This window comes from Sulfurimonas sp., from assembly GCF_016744025.1.
Classification (GTDB): Bacteria; Campylobacterota; Campylobacteria; order Campylobacterales; family Sulfurimonadaceae; genus Sulfurimonas.
In genome coordinates this window covers 1-3503 of sequence record NZ_JADGFC010000189.1, presented here as the reverse complement: position 1 = coordinate 3503, position 3503 = coordinate 1, and the positions used below count along the sequence as shown (strand labels likewise).

Genomic DNA, 3503 nt, shown 5'->3' with positions numbered 1-3503 from the left:
GAGGTTTGAGTAAAAGCTTGAAGTTAAATTTAGTAGATTATTATTTGGTCAATTATCAAAAAAAGCGAGTTTTTAAACCCCCGTTTTTTTAATTAAGTCCTTCTTTAGAACTTTTTCTTAGAGGGTAAATACGATGTTTCTCTTTTGCTATGCTTTCTTTTGAGTCTAGTTTTGCTTTTTCTAAAGCGTGAGTAGTTATATCTTTAGTACTTCCACCTGATTTTACAGGTATTTTACTATTTGTTTGTCCCGGCTCACTGAGAATAAGCGCAACACCTTTGTCTGTTTTACATCCATCGGTACGAAGAAGGTAGTTTTTTCCTGAGTTAGAGACATTAGTTTCTGTTACAGCAGAGCTTATAGCTACAACTTTTGTACAAGGACCACCATTAGTGCTAGGATTTGGACAGTCTTTTATAGCAGCGTCTAGAAAGTCTTTATCATAAAGAGGTTTTTTACCTCCTATTACATGGTTTGGTACACTAGATTTTAAAATGACCTTTCCACCATGTTCACATTTTATGACGCCACTTTCTACTACTATAAATTCATTGCCCATACTTTACCTTTATTTTTACAATCTAACCATAATAGTTAAATAGTATTAATATATAATTAATAGTATTTGCATGTAGTCTTAAAAACATATTTTGTAACTTAATAACACGTTTTATCTTTTAGTTTATCTCAACTAATATCAAAATATTCCTAAATATTTTTTTTGATAGTGTAAAATATATCCATTCATAAATATGCAAGGATTTTTTATGCAAAAGTTATCTCTACTTTCAACTTCGCTACTACTTCTAAGTAGTTCACTTTTTTCTTCAACTCTAAGCACAAACCCTACTAGTTCATCACTCATTGTTTACAATGGTGGTATTGGACTTGTTCATGAAGAGAAAAAACTAAGTATCAAAAAAGGCGATAAACAAATAGTCTATAAAGGTGTGGCAAGCAGTATTGAGACTGACTCTGTTAATGTTGTACTTCCTAAGTCAGTTACACTTTACTCTCAACAATATCGTTTTGACAAACTAACTATGTTTAAACTTCTAGATGCACACATAGGCAAAAAAGTGAAAGTGAAAAATCAAGAAGTACAGCTTCTTTCTCATAATGGATCAAATGCTCTTGTTAAAGATGCTAAGAGTGAAATAATTTCCGTACACAGTAAAGATATCATCTTTAAAACTATTCCTGAGTCACTTATAACAAAACCTTCTCTTGTCTGGAATATAGATGCAAAGAAGAGTATAGATGCAAAGATGGATATCGACTATCTTATTAGTAACTTATCTTGGAAGAGTGACTACATCTTAAATCTTCATGGAAATAAAGCAAATCTAACTGGTTGGATAACTATAAACAACCGCTCAGGAAAAGCATATAAAGATACAAATCTTCATGTATTAGCTGGAGATATAAATAGAGTAAAAAAAACAGAACCAAGACCTTCATACAGGTACAAACAAGTCATGTCAGTGATGGATAGTGCTCCTGAAGTTACTCATAAAGCATATGAAGGGTATCATTTTTATACAATTCCTTTTAAAGTAAATCTAGCTAACAATGAAAAAACTCAGATAAAGTTTATCACTCAAAATGACATCGAAATCAAACGCAGATATTCAGCAACTACATCTAACCCTTTATATCTTCACTCCAAAAAAAAGCATAGTGTTACTCAGTTTATAGATATAAAAAAACTTCCCCTTCCTCTGCCAAAAGGTATCGTAAGAACTTACTCAAAACTAAACTCTAGTAATATTCTATTAGGTGAGAGTTCTATCTCTCATACACCAAAGAACACTCCTATAAATCTAACACTTGGTAAGAATTTTGATATTAAAGTTAAAGAAACAACACAAAAACGCTCTGATTCAAAAAAATATCTAAGTTCTACAATTCTTTACACTTTAAAAAACACTTCAGATAAGAAAAAGACATTAGAACTTTTAATACCATTTAACAAAAATGATACAAGTACTATTGAAACATCAAAGAAGTACAAGTTTAAACAAGGGAATAAACTATCATTTAAAATAATTTTAGATGCTAATAAAACAGAAGTTTTTCAAATATCATTTAGAAGCAAAAGGTAAAATTTGGTAAAATACGAGAACTATGAGTTTACATGAAATAAAAAAGCAGAAGTTGTTACAAGAACCCTTGGACGCTGATGCTCAAAAGCTTGCTCGTGCCATTTATAACACTCACCTGGAGAATAATAACGATCTCTTTATGAGAATCAAAATAAAAAGTATTTTGACTCTTTTAAACCTCCAGTCAAGTAACGAAGCCATAAAGTATGTAAGGTTTCTTTTTGAAGAGTTAAATGAGCCTTTGTGTGTCAAAAATTTTAAATACTATTCAAAAACATATCCTATGAGATTTGTTGTATTTTGTAGTTATAAAATTAAAGACGAAACAATAGAGATAATGCTTAGTGAAGAATTTTTACATGTAGAAGATGAGTATATGTTAGACCCATTTTTAAAAGGATAAGTGTTGGCAAAGAAATATGTGATACTGGATACAGAGACTACAGGCGTAGGTGAGAATGATAGAGTAATACAACTAGGTTATGTAGTTTTAGGTGCAAAAGATATAGAGGTACATAATGAGTTTTACTCATCTGAGATTCCTATTGGTTTTGGAGCGATGGAAGTTCATGGAATAACTCCTGATATGCTTGAAAACAAGCCTGCTTGTACAGATAGTGTTGCATATAAAAGACTTTGTGAGTTAAATACAAATGAAAACTATATGATTATCCATAATGCTCCATTTGACTTAGGCATGCTTGAAAAAGAAGGCTTCAATACTCAGATGAAAGTTATAGATACTCTAAGAGTTGCTAAACATATTTTACCTGATGAAGATGCACATAGACTTCAGTACTTTCGCTATAAAATGGGACTATATAAAGATGAGCAAAAAGAAGCAGATGCCTTAGGTGTAGTGGTAAAAGCTCACGATGCTATCGGTGATGTTTTAGTTTTAAAATTATTTTTGACAAAACTTAGAGAAGCTGTCTCAGCTGCATATCCAGGTGAGAATCCAGTTGATAAAATGGTTGACCTGACAAATACTCCTATCCTTGTAACATCGTTTAGATTTGGAAAGTATAAGGGTAAAACTCTTGCAGAAGTTGCATCTTCAGATGCAGGCTATCTTAGATGGATGCTAACTAGTATGGAAAATCTTGATGAAGATATGCGTTATTCTATAAATAAGGCTTTAGGAGCTTAGTTAGCTCCTTTTACAACTATCCCTTAGTTGTATGCTCAAAAACTCCGTTAAAGTTCTCCGGTGGCGTTTCTATATAGTGTAAACAACGCTCAATATAAATATCATATATCCTAAGGTTACTCTTAGCCTCTAAATCATTTAGTTTTTTAAATATCGCCAATTCCAACAACAAGTGCAATTTCCACCTAAATTAGCTAGCTAATCTTTTACTCATTTCACTGAAAAACACTTCATACGGAGTTTTGTAT

4 protein-coding genes are annotated in these 3503 nt (G+C 31.6%); 3 read left to right on the top strand and 1 reads right to left on the bottom strand.

Annotation, left to right across the window (positions count from 1 at the left end; translation table 11 throughout):
• Positions 1-88: 88 nt before the first annotated feature.
• Positions 89-559, bottom strand: a complete 471-nt coding sequence (locus tag QZZ48_RS14850; protein WP_294967039.1) for a hypothetical protein — start codon at positions 557-559, stop codon at positions 89-91.
• Between the two features lie 208 nt (positions 560-767).
• On the opposite strand from QZZ48_RS14850, the gene QZZ48_RS14845 reads away from it, so the two are divergent.
• Genes QZZ48_RS14845 through QZZ48_RS14835 form a run of 3 tightly spaced genes read left to right on the top strand, consistent with a single transcriptional unit; the run spans position 768 to position 3255 of the window.
• Positions 768-2105, top strand: coding sequence for a hypothetical protein (locus QZZ48_RS14845; RefSeq protein WP_294967038.1), 1338 nt, complete (start codon positions 768-770; stop codon positions 2103-2105).
• Positions 2106-2127: 22 nt separating this feature from the next.
• A complete protein-coding gene (locus tag QZZ48_RS14840; protein WP_294967037.1) occupies positions 2128-2508 on the top strand; it encodes a hypothetical protein in 381 nt (126 codons plus the stop codon).
• Positions 2509-2511: 3 nt separating this feature from the next.
• Positions 2512-3255, top strand: a complete 744-nt coding sequence (locus QZZ48_RS14835) for an exonuclease domain-containing protein (protein WP_294967036.1) — start codon at positions 2512-2514, stop codon at positions 3253-3255.
• The last annotated feature ends 248 nt before the right edge of the window (positions 3256-3503 follow it).

Coding starts and splice junctions, on each gene's coding strand:
- QZZ48_RS14845 (WP_294967038.1), top strand. CDS start 768: ATGCAAAAGTTATCTCTACTTTCAACTTCGCTACTACTTCTAAGTAGT.
- QZZ48_RS14850 (WP_294967039.1), bottom strand. CDS start 559: ATGGGCAATGAATTTATAGTAGTAGAAAGTGGCGTCATAAAATGTGAA.
- QZZ48_RS14840 (WP_294967037.1), top strand. CDS start 2,128: ATGAGTTTACATGAAATAAAAAAGCAGAAGTTGTTACAAGAACCCTTG.